Here is a 17,607-nt window from a genome sequence, read left to right on the forward strand (position 1 = left end):
ACAACGAGCAATACGATTTGGAAATCGACGCGGCTGCCGGCGACAAGAAAACGACAGTCAAGCGGCTGCTGAGATACGCGATGCAGGTCAAAATGCCGCTTCTGTTTGCCCTCTTGATGCTGACCGTAGCGGTCGCTACCGATCTGGCGGGACCGCTGGTCGCGAAGCGGCTGATCGACGTGCACATCACCGGCATCGAGAAGCCATGGTACCAGGCGCCGGCTGATGACCGCTATGCCGCAACGTATAAGGAAGGCTCCTACAAGCGGGCTGACCATTTTGCCGCGGGAGAAACGCGCAGCGGTGAAATCCGCGTGCTCCAGGTGGGACGGGATTATTATTTTGTTCCCGGAGCCGTCGCTTTCGACGGCCGCCGGGAAGCATTGGATGGCGGCGGCATCGGAATTACCCGGGGAACCGAATCGGCCCGGTATGAAGCTGACAAGCTGAGCAAGACGGAGCTTTACCAGTTCTTCAAGCCGGAACTGGGCGGATTGCTGCGGCTGTGCTGGTATTATTTTGGCCTGGTGGTTATCTCCGCCCTGTTCGCATACGGCCAGCGTTATTTCCTGCAGGCTTCGGCCAACCGCGTCATACGCAAAATGCGCAACGATGTATTCGAGCATATCAACCGGTTGCCTGTCCGCTATTTTGACAACCTGCCAGCCGGCAAAATCGTCTCGCGGATTACAAACGACACGGAAGCGATCCGTGAGCTCTATGTCACGGTACTGGCGAATTTCTTTACTGGCGGAATCAATATGATCGGTATATTCGCGGCGCTGTTTCTTCTGGACGCCCGTCTGGCTTCCATCTGTCTGTTCATCCTTCCTGTGCTGGGGGTCTGGATCTATCTGTATGGCAAGGTTGCCAAACGTTATAACCGGATCATCCGCTCCACCCTCAGCGAGATTAACGGACGGATTAACGAGACGATCCAGGGGATGGCCATTATTCGCGCCTTCCGCAAAGAGAAGAAAATGGAAGCCGAGTTTGAGCAATATAATGAAGAGAATTATGCCTACAAAAGAAAATTGCTTTCCTTAAACTCCTGGACCGGGCATAACCTGGTCAATGTCATCCGCAATATCGCTTACGTTGCGCTGATCTGGTATTTTGGCGCAGGGGCGATCGGGGGTGCGCAGGGGGCCGTCACGCTAGGCGTACTGTACGCCTTCGTCGACTATCTCAACCGTCTGTTCCAGCCGATCGTCAATATCGTGAACCAGCTGCCGAACCTGGAGTCGGCGCTTGTATCATCCGAGCGCGTCTTCGTGCTTCTGGATGAAACGGGTGAGTCCGTGTCGGATGAACGGATGCCGCGCTACAAAGGCAATGTTGCTTTCGAGAATGTATGGTTCGGCTACAACCCTGAGGAGAAGGTGCTCAAAGGCATAACCTTCGAGGCCAAGCAGGGCCAGACGGTGGCGCTGATCGGGCATACCGGCTCAGGCAAAAGCTCGATTATCAATCTGCTGTTCCGCTTCTATGATGTGGACAGCGGCCGCATTACCATTGACGGCATGAATGTGAACGACATGCCGCGGCAGACGATGCGCGAGCATATGGGCATCGTGCTGCAGGATCCGTTCCTGTTCACCGGAACCATCGCTTCCAATGTGTCCATGGACGATCCGTCCATCTCCCGGGAACGTGTGGAGCAGGCGCTGGCGGCAGTCGGCGCGGACCGGCAGTTGAAACATTTGCGCAGAGGCATTGACGAGCGCGTGATCGAGAAAGGCGGTACCCTCTCGGCGGGACAGCGGCAGCTGATTTCCTTTGCCAGGGCGCTGGCGTTTGATCCGGCTATCCTCATTCTGGATGAGGCGACCTCCAATATCGATACAGAGACCGAAGCGGTGATTCAGGACGCGCTGGAGGTAGTCAAGCAAGGACGCACGACGTTCGTCATTGCCCATCGTCTATCCACCATCCGCAATGCCGATTTGATTCTTGTGCTGGACCGCGGCGTGATTGAAGAACGCGGCAATCATGATGAACTGATGCAGCTGAAGGGCAAATATTATCAAATGTATCAGCTTCAGCAGGGCGAGAAAACAGACGGCGGGCCGGCCAAAGTCGGGCCTGTTCTGGGAGTTTCCCCACTGTAACAGCCACCATGACATATAAAGAAGCTTCCTGAACCACAAGATCGCGGTCCAGGAAGCTTCTTTTTTGTTGAATCAAATTGGGCTTGTTCGATGCCTTACTCCCTGTCTATAGGGTCAAGCTGGCGGAAATACTGGTAAACTTGATTAAGCAAGGTGATCAGCTCCTTGCTCTCTTTCTCCCCGATTGTTTCGATAAGGCCGTAGAAGATGGTTTTGAACCGCTCGAAAGCTTTCTCCGCAACAAGTTCCCCTTTATCCGTCAACCGCAGCAGCGAAATCCGCTTATCTCTGGAGTCCGCCGCCCGCTGCACAAAACCTTCATGAATTAAATGTTTGACCATTTGCGTAACCGTCGGGGAGGTTACAGCCAGTTTTTTGCTGATATCGGAAATATTGACGCCATGGTCGTTTTCGGTAGACAATACCCTGATACAGACCAACACCCGAATCTCGCTCGACTTGATGCCGAAGGACGTTTGTTTGCGCCATTCGGATTTGGCGAACAGCTCAAATGTCTCAATCATTTCTTTAACCAGTGAAGGTAATTGTTCCTGCTGTATCCTTATCACCTCAATTTTGCGAGGGCACACCGCCCTTGCATGCTGCTCATTCCTGCTCCAGAAGGGACGCTTCGCGGTCGCGGACAACCCTTCTGAGTTCATTGGCCATGTCGCGGGTTATGTCCCCGCGCTCGTATAAGCTCTGCACCTCATCGCGCTCCGCCTGGAGGGCGATCCAATGCAGCTCCAGCCTCACTTCCCGGTTTATTTCACGAACATCCTTCGTCCGAGCCGCATCCAGCTTCGATAAATGATCGCCAAGATAGCGGTAATGACGGATGATATCCATCCGCTTGTTCCGGTCAGAACCGGATAAGCGGCTCTCAAAAGCTGCGGTAACCGCGCTGCTTGTCCGGCGCTTGATTTGCCTGAGCGCTTCCCGGTCCGCTTCAGACAGCTTAAGCGGCTGCTTCGGTTTATTTTTCGCCAGCAGAACTTTCAGCCCTCTTGTCCATTTTCTCAGAATAACGAATAACAGCTGCCGTCGCTGCGACACAAGCAGCTCCAGCTTCTCAAGACTTCTCAGGAATAATGCGCCATGTTCCTCGCTTATTTCTCCTTCCGCCAGCAGCCGCTCCGTCTCCGCGCGTTCTATTCCGAGAGCTTCCAGACGCAGCTCGGCTTCTATCCTGGAAAAGCGCCGATCCAGCGGCCTATGATCTTCAGGCAGCCGGATTTGCCGCATCCATCGCGAATAGTCCGCAAGAACAGAAGCGCTTTCCGGTTCATTATCCACATTCGTAGCATAATGTACCGCTTGAATGGCGGCGCACATCATCGCAAGCTCTCCCTCGCGTTTCTTCTCCGCCCATTCCTCTTTATTGTTACCGTCGTCTTGTTTGGCCAGGAGCGGCAGCAGAATGCTTGCGGCCAGCAAAGACAGCAGGATGACGACTGCCGCCAAAAAGATCACCAGGCTGCGCTCGGGAAAAGGATCGCCATTATCGATAAACAAGGGGATCGAGAAGGCCCCTGCAAGCGTAACGGCTCCACGGACACCGGATAAAGAGGTCATTGCCAGTATTTTAAAAGAAAGCTTGTCTTCCCTTTTATTGACGCCGAATAATCGCCCGCCCGCCGAAAAAGCATAGCTCCATAAAAACCGGAGCACGATCAGCAGTATGAATATAACGGCCGCATAACCGAATGCCTCGAAGTTATTGTATAACGGGCTCTTCAATATAGTACTAAAAACATCGGGAATTTGTAAGCCCAAAATCACGAATACAAGCCCGTTCAGCAGAAACAGAATTACTGACCACGTATTGTCGGACACTTCGTGGGGGCGCGGCCGTATCCGGTTGGACCGGTCCCGCTCCACCGCATGCATAACCCCGCCCGCAACCGCAGCCAGAATGCCCGACACGCCCAGCTCCTCCGCTGCAAGGTAAAGAGCGAAAGGAGTCAGGATGTGTATAAGCATATGCATGGTCTCATCCTCCAGGCCGGACTGGCGCAGGAGATACCGGATGCCCGTAATGACCGATGCCACAATAACCCCGACCACCACCCCGCCGATTGCGATAACAAGGAAGCTGACGCTTGCCTTGGGCAGCGAGAAAACGCCCGTCACAGCAGCTGCTACGGCAAACTTAAAGGCAACAAGCCCGGAAGCGTCGTTCATCAGCGCTTCCCCTTCAAGAAGATGCATCAGGCTCTTGGGCAAATGGATTCTGCCCGCCAGCGCGCCTACCGCTACGGCATCCGTAGGCGACAGAATGGCCGCAAGCCCAAATGCGACCGGAAGCGGGATCGCCGGGATCATCCAATGAATGGCGTAACCGATCACGAAGACCGTTACGAATACCAGGCCGACCGCCAGCAGCAGAATAGGCGCCCGAAGACGCCACAGCTCGCTGCGCGGCGTATGCTTGCCATCATTATAGAGCAGCGGCGCGATGAATAGCAGGAAGAACAGCTCGGGCTCCAGAGGCATATGAATGCCGGATGGAATCGCGGAAACCGCAATTCCCAATGCGATTTGAATAAGCGGGACGGGGACGGACGGGACCCGCCGGTTCAGAACGTGGGAGACCGCGATAAGACCAAGAAGAACCAGAACCGCGTAAAATAATTCCATGGGTTATGCATCCTTTCAATAATAGGCGTGCCGGAATGTAAATCCGGCACGCCTTTCATACGATCATTATGATTTATTGTACGGCAGGTTCAGTACGCTTTCTGACGCTCTCATCCACCTTGAGATCCGGTACGGCATCATTGGACGTCCGCAGCGGAATCTCTCTGAGGAAGAAGGTTAGTACCAATCCCACCGCGACCAGCCCCGCTCCGAACAGGAAGACGGTAGACAGCGTATCGCTTAATACAGTTCGCAGCAGTTGAACCATTTGCGAAAACAAGCCTTGAATTTGCTCCGGCAGCGTGGATTGCATCTCCTTCAGCAAAGGCTGGTTGAGCAGCAGCTGGGGATTTAGCAGATCCGTCAATTTTGTGGCGGTGGCCGGATCGACCCCGGATAAATCAATACCCGAGCCGGAAGCCATCGCCTTGTCCATCTTCCGTGTCATGGTGGTATTCATAATGGAGCCCAGTACGGCTATCCCGATCGTCCCGCCAAGGTTCCGGAATAAGGTGGCGGTCGCAGTAGCAACGCCAAGCTGGGAAGCCGGCACCGCATTCTGAACGGTCAAGGTGAAGACCGGCATGCTCAGCCCAAGACCGATTCCGAAAACGGTCATGCTGGCGACAGCGAATGCAACGCTGTTCATATATGCCATCATGATCATGCTGACGACCATAATAGCTACGCCCAAAAGCGCAAACCGCTTATACTTGCCCGACTTGGAAATCCAGCGCCCCGTCAAGGTGCTCAGCACAATCATCGTGACGGACATCGGCATATTCACAAATCCGGACTGGGTCGGTGTAAGTCCCTCCACGCCCTGCACGAAGAATGGCAAATAAATCATCGCTCCCATCATACCCGCGTTCATTAGAAAACCTACCGAATTGGATATCGTTACGATAGGATTCCTGAATAAGGAAAGCGGCAGAACGGGACTCTTGGCATTGCGTTCAATGAGAATCAGGATGATGATCCCGACAACGACAGCGGCGAACAGACCGAGGATTTCAGGAGAATCCCAGGCATATTTATTCCCCGCCCAAGAGAAGCCCAGCAGCAGCGCGACAATGGAAGCCGACAGCACAAGGGATCCCCAATAATCAATGGATTCCGAGGTTTTCCGCACAGATTTGGGGAACATAAACCAGATCATGACGAAAGCAATGATGCCAAGTGGGAGGAAAATCCAGAACAGCCATTTCCAAGCCATATGGTCGATCATGACGCCTCCGAGCGTTGGTCCGAGAATGCTGGAAAATCCGAAAATAGCCATCATGACGCCAGTCCATTTGGCCCGCTCGCGCGGGGCGAATAAATCCCCTACTGCGGTCACGGTCGTGGACATGAGGATACCGGCGCCGATCCCTTGAATAGCCCGAAAAAAGATCATTTGAAAAATATCCGTCGAGAGTCCTGTCAGAAAAGAGCCGAGCATGAAGATAATGATTCCGCTCAGCAGGAATGGCTTGCGGCCGTAAATATCGGATAGCTTGCCGATCAGCACGGTGGATATCGTCGAGGTTAGCATAAAGATGGTCACAACCCACGAGTAATAATCCATTCCCCCCAGCAGGGCAATAATCCGGGGCATGGCGGTACTGACAAGTGTCTGATTGATAGCTGCAAAAAACATCGCCGCCATCAGCGCAATCATAACGGTTACTTTCTGTTTATGGGTTAACTGATTCATAAATCGACCTCTTTTCCCTTAGTATGACCATGAAAGAATTAAAACATAATTCAAATAGGTTGGCAACCTATATATTTGTTTTGGTTGATCTGTTGATTTTTGCTATACACAGTTGATTTCATCTATAGGAAGAAGCAATTTGTACGAAAACGCTTCATATTTTTTTATCAAATCCGTTATTGACAGAGCCTTATCAGGGGAGTAATATTAGTTTACTAATAAACAATATATATCTAAACTGTTTTCTATTAAATCTTTTACGGGTATATCAATAGCTGTAAAAGACTTAAGGAGGAGCTTGGGATGCCGCTAAACGAGGACGTGATGGAAATTCACGGGCTGTTCAAAACGTTAGCGAAAAAAATAACGGAGGAGTGGAACAAACAAACCGAAAGCTTTATTTCCTTATCGCTGTTTCGGATGTTATATGTGCTCAATCATAAAGGCCCCCAGAAAATGGCTGAACTTGCCGAGTGTCTGCATGTGACCTCCGGAGCCATTACAGGATTCGCCGACAAGCTGATTGAACGCGGCTATGTGGAAAGACAACGCGATCTTGAAGACCGCAGGGTCGTCTATCTGCTGATTACAGATAGCGGCAAATCATTGATTAGCGGTCTGATGGAGAAACAAGTACATCTCTACAGCAGGATTGTAGAGCGGCTTGCACCTGAGGATGTTGCGCATCTGAAGCGGATTTTCATCCAGATGATTGATATTGTAAACAAGACGGACGAGGAGTTGGAAACACAGGAATGGAACATTTAACAGGTAAACAAAAAGTAACCATTATGATTGCCATTATGGCTGCAATGTTTTTTGCGGCGATTAACCAAACGATTGTCAGCACGGCAATGCCGCGCATAGCCGCTCTTCTGAACGGCATGGATCATTATACATGGGTTGTCACCATCTATATGCTGACCTCCACCATCTCCACGGTACTAGTCGGGAAGCTGTCGGATATTTATGGCCGCAAGCCTTTCCTGATGGTGGGGATTGTGTTGTTTATGGTTGGAGCTTTCCTTTGCGGAACCTCTGTCAATATCACACAAATGATCACCTATCGCGGCCTTCAAGGCGTCGGCGGCGGTATTATTATGGCGACCGCCATAACAGCTGTAGGGGATTTGTTCGCTCCAAGGGAACGTGCAAAATGGACGGGATTGCTTATGGCGATCTTCGGTTTCTCCAGTGTCATCGGCCCAACGCTCGGAGGTTGGATGGTCGATCATATGGATTGGGAGTGGATTTTCTGGATCTTCCTCCCTATCGGTATCGTCGCTTTCGTCCTTATTATGCTCTTGTTCCCGAAATCCGTTCGCAAATACAATGAATCCATTGACTATTGGGGTTCGCTGTTCCTAACGTTAACGATTGTTCCTTTGCTGCTAGGCTTCTCGTGGGCAGGGACCAAATACGACTGGGGATCGCCGCAGACAATAGGATTATTCGCTGCTTCGCTGGTCAGCCTGATTATCTTCATTCTGATTGAACGTGTCGTCAAAAGCCCGGTGCTGCCGCTGTCCCTGTTCCGCAACAGCGTCGTCACCATTTCCAGCGTAGCCGGTTTCCTTATGAATGCCGGTATGCTCGGAGCACTGATCTATCTGCCTTTCTTCGTGCAAGGGGTCGAAGGTATCTCACCAACGTATTCGGGTTACGTCACCATGCCGATGTCCATCAGTATGATTATCCTGAGCGCCTTGACCGGCAGATGGATGACCAAATCCGGCAAATACAAGCGGTTTGCCCTTATCGGAATGTTGATTATGACGGCGGGTATGGTCATGATGGCCTTTATGAACAGTATTCCCGTCGCCATTGCAATTATGGTTTTCTTCGGTATGGGTCTTGGGTTCGGCATGCCGGTATTCACTCTGGCTGCCCAGAACGCCGTCAAACCGACAGAGCTTGGCGTCGTTACCGCTACCTCGCAGCTCTTCCGGAATATGGGCGGCACCATCGGAATCGCGGTTATGGGTTCCATCATGACCTCCAGACTGGCAAACAATATCAAAACCGCGTCCGCTTCGGGACCGGATCTCTCAAGCGCTGACCCGGAAGTGCTGAAACAATTGGCGCCGCTGCAAAATCCGCAAATTCTGCTGGATAAACCGCAGCTGGATCAACTCCAAGCCAGCCTTCCCACAGAAATCCAAGGGATGGTGGAGCAGCTCGTTCAGATGCTGCGGGATGCGTTAAGCAGCTCGCTGACGACGGTTTTCCTCTCTGGCGCAGGTTTGGTTGCGATCGCTTTGGTCCTGGTTCTGTTCCTCAAGGAACTCCCGCTGCGCAGCTCGGCAGTCAAGCCAGGTGCAGAACTTGAGAAGAAGCAGGGAACGGCTGTAGCGGAGCCATCCTGATTTGTTTCTTCAATAATAAAGAAGCCTTCGGCGTTAACGGACCTTTATGGCCTGAAACGCGGAAGGCTTCTTTTTTCAATTCCGTGATGACTATGTGCAAATGCCTAATCTCGATTTCCACGCCATCGCAGCTGCTCAAATCCATTCCCTCGAGCCGGGTGCCGGAGAACAAGACCTGATCAATGTTCGCAGATCACCAGCCTGTATGATACTTACTGATCGTATAGATGAGAAGAGGCCGCGATAAGCATCGCGGTCCCATTTAGTATAGTGGTAGTACTGACGAGGTCATAGGCTTATGTGTGATACGATAGCGGCTAGGAGTCATCCCAGATAAACGCTTAAAAGTATGACAGAAATGAGAAATATCTTGAAACCCAGCGGTCGCCGCGACTTCCGTGATCGGCAGCTCGGTTCCTTGCAACAATTCTTTAGCCTTATTCATTCGATAAGTGACCATAAACTCATTAATGGACACTCCTGTATTCTGCTTAAATAACCTGAACAAGTAGGAACGAGACAAATGGAATTGATTACACAACCTCTCCGTATTGAGAGGCTCATGGTGATGCTCCATCATATAGCTCAGAATATTCTCAATCAGCCGCTTCTGTTCATGGGTCCCTCCCTGATCCTCACTCGTGTCAGATTTATAACGCTCCAGTTGGGCGAATAATTGAAGAAGCAGGCTTTTGACAATCATAGGATAGCAGGCTTGTTTCCTCTGAATTTCCCCTTCGAGTTGAGCCAGTGTTTCCTGCAAGCTCAATAGCTGTCGAGCGTTTAATTGAGTGTGAGTCGAATCACTATCCAGCCCTGGAAGCCATTGTTTGATCGTAAAGCGGCTGGCGCTATCGTCCGAGTACAAGCCTTCTATATAACTTCTTTGAACAGCTAGAACATAACGATGGAAGGGCACATTCCTATCCGGCCTAGATAAATGCAATGCCATTGGTTTAACAACCGTGAACGTACCTACTCCCAAATCATGGATCCGTTCACCGGCAATAAAATGACCGTCTCCTTGCACACATAAATAGAGCTCAAATCCACTATGGGAATGAAACGTAGGCTGATACAAACTCGTTGTCCGGTATGAGCAATGTACGGGGAATTCCGAAAGTGTTGCATTCGTCAACTCATCCACAACGAATTGTGACAATTTAGAACGATCCTGCTGTTTGTACCCACTTGTAATCACCTTAGTATCCACAATTTGTCCCCCTTCCCACAAATCCGATTACTAAAGACAATATCCCAAGCTATTAAGACGATAGACCAAGTATTTGTTCAATCCACATTATATATTGAATTTATACTTTTACACTTTTATGGAGGAATGAATAAGATGCTGGATACAAATAGTTACGATACCGTAAATCAGACAGCAGATCAGGTTTATCGCTATATGTTACAAGATCATTCCGGTAATTGGGGAATGGATCTCCATCATTGGGACTGGGTTCCTGGTGTTGGTGTTATTTCAATACTGTCCTACTATGAGAATATCCAAAGAAAAGACATCCTGGATAATCTGGTTAAGTGGGCACGCCAAAATATACAAAAGTCAGAACAATCAAAAGTCATCAATTCCATGGCTCCCTTTGCCATCTTTCCAGCGCTCTACGAGCACACACAGGATCCCCTCTTCCTAGAGAGGGCAGAGCACATCGGACAATGGATGCTGACGGAAGCCCCTCGCACCCGAGAAGGAGCATTCGAGCATACCGTTACGGAAAATGTCAGCTTTCCGGAGCAGGTATGGGCGGATACGATCTTTATGGCTGTGCTGTTCTTAGCTCGTCTTGCCCGACTAACTGGCAACGTGTCCTACACAAGCGAAGCCATTAATCAGTTGGAGCTCCACTTGAAGCTGCTTGAAGACAAAGAAACGGGTGTATTGTTCCACGGATGGAATTCCATCGCTCAGGATCATATGTCCGCTGCGCGCTGGACTCGTGCGAATGCCTGGATCGCCGTTGGAACTCCCATGATTGTGCAGGAACTAGAAGGTCTCGCAACTGTACCTATGCATACGTTAGATCGCTACAAAGCCATGATGCATGGACTGATTCGCTTTCAGCAGACGAATGGTTTGTGGGCTACCGTCATGGATCGACCCGATTTCTATTCAGAGATCTCGGGCAGCGCAGGCATCGCCTGCGGCATCCTAAAGGCTGTTCGTCATGGCTTATTAGACATCTCATGCCAGAGTTCGGCCTTGCAAGCTTTGGAGGAAATCGTTAACAGAGTGCTTCCAAGCGGAGAGGTAACGGGGGTTTCCGGTGGCACTCCGGTTATGCCTTCGATTGAAGCCTATAACGATATTCCCTGCCATCCTACTCTTTATGGGCAAGGGCTTGTTCTCATGCTGCTCTCTGAGCTGAATGCTAAGGCTAAGTAAGCCATATAACTAGCTCCGCAATTCGCACTTAAGACATCAGTTACAACAATGCTTGAGAAAGCCTCAGCCCTACATTGGCTGAGGCTCATCTTTTATCGATTCGGTAGACCGTTACACGGGATGCTTATCATTCGGTTTTAATGGGATCGATATTCCGCATAATGAACCATTCACATTGCTGGCTGTCACTTGAGCTCCTTCTTCTACAACCACAATCTGTGGGCTATTCTCAACCGTCTCCCCTATAGCTAATGAGAATAGAAATGCAGCTTTATTTAATGCCTGAAAGTCTATTACTTTCCGCTGGCCCGCGTAGATAATCAAGTCTAATCCATAACTATGCTCCTGCTTAGTTACTTCCCATCCCCAATCCCGCTGCTCTTTGCGATCTTCTGTAACCAACGATTCATCGAACGCAGCATATAAGCTCTCAAACCGCAGAGGTAATTCGTTTATGACGACCCGTGCAGTCGGCCCATCAGTATCCAGACTCACACGGTCGAGACAACCTCCGAATTCCATTCGGATCCGGAAATCTGATGCCACTATACTGCCTTCAATACGATCCAAATTCGGGTGAGTATCTCCACCTTTCGTAAGAAAGCGTACCCCCAGAAGTAGATGACCGTCCTCTGCTGCAACACTCAGCACTGCTGAGCAATAGTCATATCCATCATGCAAGCATCGCATCTGCATATAAGTAGCCTGTTCATTCTCGAAGTAAGCAACCAGTCCCCGTGTTTGATTCCACATGATCTCCTCTCTGAACATCCCGATCGCATATTGCTGTGTCATATATGTCTGGGCCCATTTCACGAATCCAGTTTCCTCATTACGATAGTAAGGCTGTTCCAACATCCGTGTATCCGTGCGTGTGAACAGCTCCAAGTATTCGTCCGGGCATCTGCTTCCGCTTCCGTACCACTCGGCATCATATTCAAGCTCATCCTCAGTGAGGAAATCCAACTTATTATCGGTTGCCAGTTGCAGGAAGGATTTCATCTTGCCCGTCAGAAGCGTATGATAGCTGCGACTGTGCGGACCGGCCCATTGCTGCGAGACAGGATGATAATGCTCTGCTACCATGCGCCAAATCATATTCAGCAAGCTCGAGACGATTTCTTTAGCCCGAATGCTAACGGAATAGGTGTGGATTTTGGATAACTCAACAATGGCAATTACAGAATAATGAGGGCTATTGAATTCCTGAAAGGTTCCCAGCTTTTCTGTGTGAAGCTTCAGCTTCTCCAATCTTTGCAGAGCATAATCCAGATAATCTTGACGACCGTATAGCTCTCCCGCAATTAATGTTACTAATGCCCCCATGATTGCAATATTCGTATAATGTGGCCCCACATCACGTAGGATGATCGCATCACAGGCACAGCTTACCCCTTGCCGAATCTGATCTCTCAGCTCTTCAGGAAGCCGATGGCCGTGAAGCAATGCGGCAATCACAAGCTCCTTCCCACAGAAGTCAGCCCAGTTCCAGTCTGGTGGAGCCATCTGAGTGAGCGGCTCCTCGTAGAACCAAGGCCATATTCCGTAGGTATCTCGCTTCGGGTCACGGTCTTGTAACGTAAGTAGGCGTTTAATCACATCACAAGCCCTCTGTACATATCCGGGTTCTTCCGTATTTAACAAGCCTAATGCATAAAGTAACGACTGGTGTGTCGGATGGACCAGTGGATATTGTTCAGCAGTTAAGGTCGTGTGATATCCTGGTGTGTAGAATGGCCTTAGCAGCATATGAGTTGTAGGATCGTAATCATTTTCCTGGGAAATGATCTTTTTCAATAAAAGCTCTTTCTTATTAATTGATTTCGTATATAAGCTCATGCTTGGAGTCCTCAACTTTCAATGATTAGATTGACTTGATGAGTTGCAGAAGAGAGGTAGCAACGTAGGCATTGCCTCTTTCCCTCCTGCAATGCTTATCAAGTTTTACGTTACACTTACAACCATGACAGCACTTTCTGTTACTCCCGAAGCATTCACAAGCTCGCTGCGATATTCATACAAGCCAGTCGCTCTGCCCGTAATCTGGGTGATCACAGATTGAGCGTTAGGAGAGGTTGCAGTGAGCGTCTGTGTATCGATTAACACGCCATTCTCGTACAGGCGATACTCGGTCGCATTCGTCCCCCACCACATGTTCATAGTTACCTTGTACGATCCGACATGGCCCCAATTATCGTTAGAGAGCACCGGCATGCCAGGCACTGCATGAGTTACATTCACAATCATCGGATCACATTCGGTCGTACCTCTATCATTAATCAACTCACAGGTATACACATAGGCTCCGTTGGACTTGCCTGTCACATGTACAGTGGTTGTCTGCGCATTCGATGACGCAGATATGCTCTCCATCGCTTGTGTATGGATCAATACACCATTCTCATAGAGCTTGAAGATTCTACCGTTCTCCCCCCACCACATGTTCATCGTGATCAAGTATTCTCCATCTCTGAGCCCAGTGTCATGATCGTTATTGTTGGATAAGCTCGGCTTACCTGGTACATTGGAGGCAGATACGTATAAGGTAAGCATCCCCATATCCTCACTGCCACGTAAGAAGATATCATCATTCTGCGTATAGGTCGCCTCCACTTCCGCCACAACAACACTTGAATCGTTCGGGATCTGGTATTGAATTGAGGCTATACCTTGCGCATCCGTCACAGCTTCGCCTACTGGAGCACCGTAAATCTGGAAGGCAACTGACTGCCCAGCAACCGGATTTCCATTACGATCTGATAGTGTGGCTTGTAGCAGAGCTTTCCCTCCGATTGGCGCCTCCGTATCGGACACAACAAGTTGCGAGCTATCAAAAATCAGGAACGGTATTGTTTCTGATGCCACATTCCCCGCATGATCTTCCGCCGTTATGATCAATGTATGAGCACCACTCGTAGTAATCGAAGAATTGCCTAACCACTCCACTCCATTCAACTTCATATTCCAATGCTTCACTCCACTCCCCAAGTCGTCCACAGCGATAACAGGAGCCACTTGGTCGGTGTAGCTATCTCCAGCCTGTATCCCCGAAATGGCAATCACAGGAGCTGTTGTATCTGCATGACCTAGCTGCATCGGCTTGAACAAAGAGGCCTGCTTGCTTGAGCCAATACCGCTGCCCCATTCTACATAACCTCTACGGCCATTACCGTCGTTCTCGTTGATGACGATAGACAGACTAAGAATACCGTCACTTGGAACGATTGGCACCAATTCACCCCATGGGAGAGCAAGCTGGTAAATCGTATCCTTCTCCGTCTCGTCTCTTATAATCTGTAGATTCGGATTGGCGATGGCTCCTGTCTGGATCCCCTGCGGTGCCATCCACCTATAGAGTTCAGAGCCCTGAGAAGTCAAAGCCATTCCATATTCATACCACTGCAAATTCTCTCCCGGCATTCCCGCCGATATGGCAAATTGGATGCTGTCACCTGACCAGATTTCCCCACCCTGCTTCGGCTGTGAGAATACATCATCATGGACACGAGCGTACATATACAAATAATCATGATCGTACGTAGTCCACAGCTTGCCGCTGAAATCCTCTACACCGTTAGGGGAGCTAATTCGCGAATTTACATCTGTCACAAGGTCTATACCCTTAAGATCCTGTAGATCCTCCATTCGCTCGAGTGTTCGGAAGGGCAAAGGAACTCTTGCCGCAGATGGAACGTGCTTAACCAACCCATCGCTTCGCAGCAATGCCCCATCTTCCATATAGAGCTTGAGCTGATAAGCTTGCAACACCCCATCCGGCAATCCAGACAATGGTAAATCGACGACCTGAACGCTATTTCCAGGAATGAACACATCATAGACTTCCCCGCCTGAAGAAGCCCCAATACTCCAATCAATCCGCGTTAAATGGCGTTCCGTTGGTCTTTCATTTACAAGTGTTACCTCCATCACATCTACGCCGTCTTTCATCACATGCTTCGATGATACCTGCTCGGCATACTGAATAACGACGTTCTCGGATAACCCGGCAATCACAGTCCCCGCAGCAAACAGCTCTGCTGTCGCGATCTTCGTCCCCACCTCATCGATCCCTGGAAACTCAACCGGATAATATCCAGGAGCATTCACGTGGATTTCTTGAGCTACCCCATGAAAGCTAACTCTTGCGGTAAGCTCCTCCTGCTGTCCAAGGTCACTAACCTGAAGTACAAGCGTAACGGGATCACCTGTATATGCGGGATTGCTATTTAGGGAAAATGGACTGCTCTGAACGAGACTATCCAGGTTCCCATGAATAAATAAAGGCTCACCTGTTAATGTCAGGTACACCTTCCCTTCTGATGGGGTATAGGTGCTCTTGCGTCCCATCATATCCGTTGTGGTAAGAGGTGCTTGCACATTCAGGGTTACATCTTGTTTCTCCAACGACCACAGAACATTAATCTTTTCGTTATTCTTATCGAAGGTATAGTGATAAATGCCATCCGCTACAGCTTGATTCACAGCATTCGCTCCCGTTAGCTGTCTCGAAAGTGTAGCAAGTGCAACATAAGCAGGCTTAGGAGTATAAGCCCCCAATACGTCGCCCGTATTATGGATAATCCCGAAGTTATGCTCATTGGAGAGCTTATCTGTTCCAGTATCCATCAGGTTGTACCAGAATATTTTCTCAACACCTGCCGCTATGCTTAACACGTAAGCACGAATCAAATAAGCAGCCTGCGTATTCTCATCCACTCCTGTTGGGTTCAAATGGGTTGGCCAGCCAATTTCCGAGAACCAAAGAGGGATCGTCTCACCATCATTGTACTCGCGAACAAGCTGATTAAGCCCCTCAATCTCATCCTGCAGACCTTCTGGTTCTGACGGAAAGCGGTACGGGTGAACGGAAAGCGAATCCATATAATCCAGCCCGCCTAGCTCGAACAATTGTTCCAGCCATTCATGTGGGATTCCTGCCGTTGCTCCGCCAATAACATTAAGATCAGGACGAACAGACTTAGATGCTTCATAACCTTTCTTCAATAAATTGAAGTAGACATCAGCTCTCGAAGCCGCGGGACCATTACCTCCGAAGAAAGGAAGGTTGAATTCATTCCACATTTCTCCCGACTTCAGCTGACTGCCGAACTTACCCAATAAGGCCTTCACATAATTCGCATATGCGGTATGAGCTTCCTCTGTGTAAGGCGTCTGACCTCCATCATAATATTTATTACTGAATGCGAAGCTGAGCAACGGATCGATACCGAATTCCTTAAAAGATTGCATCGGTAAAGTGAATTTCGGATTAAATGAATACTGACCTTTGTTGACCTCTATTTCCGACCAATAGAAGGACTCACGTACGTTCTTCGCGCCAGCATATTTGAGAAGCGGAATCATCTCCTTGTTCCAATTGATCCCATAATGGGTCTGGACACCGAACGGAGACTCCGATACTGCTGTTAAATCAAACTCAGGAAGTATAGCAAAGGTAGTTTCCGTCGTTCTGACCAAGTGATCAGCCAGATAAGCATCCACCTTCAGCCGATAATAACCATCTTCAGGCACCGGAACACGAAGTCGCAGCTTCCCTCCTGAGACAGATGAGACTCCAGTTAACACAGGCTCTCCCCATGCATTGGTCGCACTCCACTGAACAGAATCTCCACTCGTTAAGACGTCAAATGCTGCTGCTTGGCTCCCTGCAAAGACGTTACCGACTTGAACCTGGGCAATCGCCAGCTCAGGAGCTTCGACCTTAACTCGAATGTCATCAAACCAGATGGAGCCAACTGTTTTTCCCGCTTTCATCGAAGCTTTGGTTAGCTTATAGTACATTTTCTTGAGTGGACCGTGCCAAACCCCATCATTACTCCCGCTCCACTTCGTATAATTGATCCCTGATGTAAACGAGCTTACTGTAACCTTCTGCCACTCCGTAGTTGGGTCCAGCACAATTGTCTGTTGATGATTCTGATTAGAATTGTCGACCAGAATGAGATCGAATTTAGCTATATCTGCCGTTTTCACCCAGAAGCTAAGCTCCACAGCATCAACAGGTAGAATACGCTTGAACAAATATTTCTCTAAAGAAACATAGCTATTCGTATACGTCGAGCTGCTGCTGAAATTAAGCTGAAGCTTCCCCGAGGAGCTACCCGACTGAGAGGTCGCAGGGTCCCTGCTAAATTCACCGTTCCCTAACGCTCCACCGCTTCCAATTAAGAAATCCCAAGCCTCATCAGCGCTTTCAAAATCACCTATAGTCAGCTCAGGCATACTCGTTTGGGCATAAGCCTTGGTTACAGGGCTGCCTGGTAAAGCTGGAAATAGGAATAAAGAAACGATGAGGGTAATAACTAATAGCAGCGAAAGCGTTTTCCTGAGGCTGATCACGTAAATACAACTCCTTTAGGATGAAGTCTA

At 49.5% G+C, this 17,607-nt stretch carries 10 protein-coding genes; 4 read left to right on the top strand and 6 right to left on the bottom strand.

All coding sequences use genetic code 11. The features are described from left to right. The first annotated feature begins 80 nt into the window (after nucleotides 1-80). Nucleotides 81-2,111: an ABC transporter ATP-binding protein gene (locus IEY46_RS19490; RefSeq protein WP_188996029.1), complete on the top strand. Its 2,031-nt coding sequence runs from the start codon at nucleotides 81-83 to the stop codon at nucleotides 2,109-2,111. 95 nt (nucleotides 2,112-2,206) lie between these two features. Here IEY46_RS19490 and IEY46_RS19495 read toward each other — a convergent pair whose 3' ends face one another. From IEY46_RS19495 to IEY46_RS19505, 3 genes are all read right to left on the bottom strand, one after another. Further along, nucleotides 2,207-2,635: a MarR family winged helix-turn-helix transcriptional regulator gene (locus IEY46_RS19495; RefSeq protein ID WP_188994138.1), complete on the bottom strand. Its 429-nt coding sequence runs from the start codon at nucleotides 2,633-2,635 to the stop codon at nucleotides 2,207-2,209. 82 nt (nucleotides 2,636-2,717) lie between these two features. Continuing rightward, nucleotides 2,718-4,751 (bottom strand): Na+/H+ antiporter, encoded by a 2,034-nt coding sequence (locus IEY46_RS19500; RefSeq protein ID WP_188994140.1) that lies wholly within the window; start codon nucleotides 4,749-4,751, stop codon nucleotides 2,718-2,720. 73 nt (nucleotides 4,752-4,824) lie between these two features. Further along, nucleotides 4,825-6,447 carry an MDR family MFS transporter gene (locus tag IEY46_RS19505; RefSeq protein WP_188994142.1) on the bottom strand — a complete coding sequence of 541 codons (1,623 nt, stop codon included), beginning with the start codon at nucleotides 6,445-6,447 and terminating at the stop codon, nucleotides 4,825-4,827. Between the two features lie 303 nt (nucleotides 6,448-6,750). Here IEY46_RS19505 and IEY46_RS19510 point away from each other — a divergent pair, with 303 nt between their 5' ends. Then, nucleotides 6,751-7,215 (top strand): MarR family winged helix-turn-helix transcriptional regulator, encoded by a 465-nt coding sequence (locus tag IEY46_RS19510; RefSeq protein ID WP_188994144.1) that lies wholly within the window; start codon nucleotides 6,751-6,753, stop codon nucleotides 7,213-7,215. Then, the gene (locus IEY46_RS19515; protein WP_188994146.1) at nucleotides 7,203-8,813 is read left to right on the top strand and encodes an MDR family MFS transporter; all 1,611 of its coding nucleotides are present in this window, start codon (nucleotides 7,203-7,205) and stop codon (nucleotides 8,811-8,813) included. Before IEY46_RS19510 ends, IEY46_RS19515 begins: the two co-directional genes overlap by 13 nt. 262 nt (nucleotides 8,814-9,075) lie before the next feature. On the opposite strand, the gene IEY46_RS19520 is transcribed toward IEY46_RS19515, so the two are convergent. After that, nucleotides 9,076-10,026, bottom strand: a complete 951-nt coding sequence (locus tag IEY46_RS19520) for an AraC family transcriptional regulator (protein WP_188994148.1) — start codon at nucleotides 10,024-10,026, stop codon at nucleotides 9,076-9,078. A gap of 135 nt (nucleotides 10,027-10,161) precedes the next feature. Between IEY46_RS19520 and IEY46_RS19525 the strand changes: the two genes are divergently transcribed. After that, nucleotides 10,162-11,217 (top strand): glycoside hydrolase family 88/105 protein, encoded by a 1,056-nt coding sequence (locus IEY46_RS19525; protein ID WP_188994149.1) that lies wholly within the window; start codon nucleotides 10,162-10,164, stop codon nucleotides 11,215-11,217. Between the two features lie 111 nt (nucleotides 11,218-11,328). On the opposite strand, the gene IEY46_RS19530 is transcribed toward IEY46_RS19525, so the two are convergent. Together IEY46_RS19530 and IEY46_RS19535 are read right to left on the bottom strand one after the other, a co-directional pair. Then, nucleotides 11,329-13,056: a DUF8769 domain-containing protein gene (locus IEY46_RS19530; protein ID WP_188994151.1), complete on the bottom strand. Its 1,728-nt coding sequence runs from the start codon at nucleotides 13,054-13,056 to the stop codon at nucleotides 11,329-11,331. Between the two features lie 105 nt (nucleotides 13,057-13,161). Next, nucleotides 13,162-17,577, bottom strand: coding sequence for a hypothetical protein (locus tag IEY46_RS19535; RefSeq protein WP_188994153.1), 4,416 nt, complete (start codon nucleotides 17,575-17,577; stop codon nucleotides 13,162-13,164). Nucleotides 17,578-17,607 lie beyond the last annotated feature (30 nt).

It is taken from the genome of Paenibacillus nasutitermitis (assembly GCF_014641075.1).
Lineage (GTDB): Bacteria > Bacillota > Bacilli > Paenibacillales > Paenibacillaceae > Paenibacillus_Z > Paenibacillus_Z nasutitermitis.